Source organism: Vibrio sp. 2134-1, from assembly GCF_033339495.1.
Genome location: NZ_JAWOUS010000287.1, coordinates 1 through 799, shown reverse-complemented (window position 1 = coordinate 799; position 799 = coordinate 1). Strand labels below are relative to the sequence as shown.

General features: G+C 44.8%; 1 protein-coding gene and 1 pseudogene. Both read left to right on the top strand.

Annotated elements, in window-relative coordinates; all coding sequences use genetic code 11:
- A pseudogene (locus tag R7R78_RS25520) lies at window positions 1-206 on the top strand (glycine zipper family protein); the annotation flags it as partial.
- A gap of 177 nt (window positions 207-383) precedes the next feature.
- Entirely contained in the window at window positions 384-740 is a 357-nt protein-coding gene (locus tag R7R78_RS25515; protein ID WP_005463392.1) for a diacylglycerol kinase, read from the top strand.
- Window positions 741-799: the final 59 nt, after the last annotated feature.

Genomic DNA, 799 nt, shown 5'->3' with positions numbered 1-799 from the left:
GTGCAATGACTGGCGCATTAATCGGTGCCGCGGCAGGTGCTCTTGAAGATGGTATTGGCGGTGCAGCTGTTGGCGCAGTAGCTGGTAGCGCAGTCGGTGCTGGTGCAGGCGCTTTAGGTGGCGCGAATGATTCCACCAAAACACAAGCTCTCGTGCTACGCAAATGCCTACAAAATAAAGGTTACACCGTTTACGACCTTGATTAATCATTAGTCTAAACCACACAACCAAAGTACTTACTCATCAAACCAAACGTGACGTTTTTTGCTTGCACCCATATTCACAAATGTTTCACGTCTAACCGATTAGTCTCAGATCGCAATTTGGTGCATTTCGGTACTAACACACATCAATCAACCAATAATAAGAATTAAGGCCCAATTTTGAAGCCAGGTAAAACAGGAATTCGCCGAGTCATGGATGCGACCGGTTACTCAATTAAAGGACTAAAAGCCGCGTGGACTCATGAAGCCGCTTTCAGACAAGAACTCGTACTGACTTTGGTTCTTTCTATCAGCGCATTTTTTCTGCCAGTTACCACGCTTGAACGTGTATTGATGATCAGCAGCCTATTGTTGATTTTAATCGTCGAACTTATTAATTCCGCCGTAGAAGCGGTTGTCGACCGTGTCAGCGATGACTGGCATGAACTCAGTGGTCGAGCCAAAGACATTGGCTCTGCAGCAGTATTTGTTGCGCTATTTCTTGCCCTATTTGTTTGGGCGTCGTTCTTGCTTTAGTTTTATTCAAGAAAGTAACTTATGAAGACTGTTGATTCTCCAAAGAAAGGTATCCCATA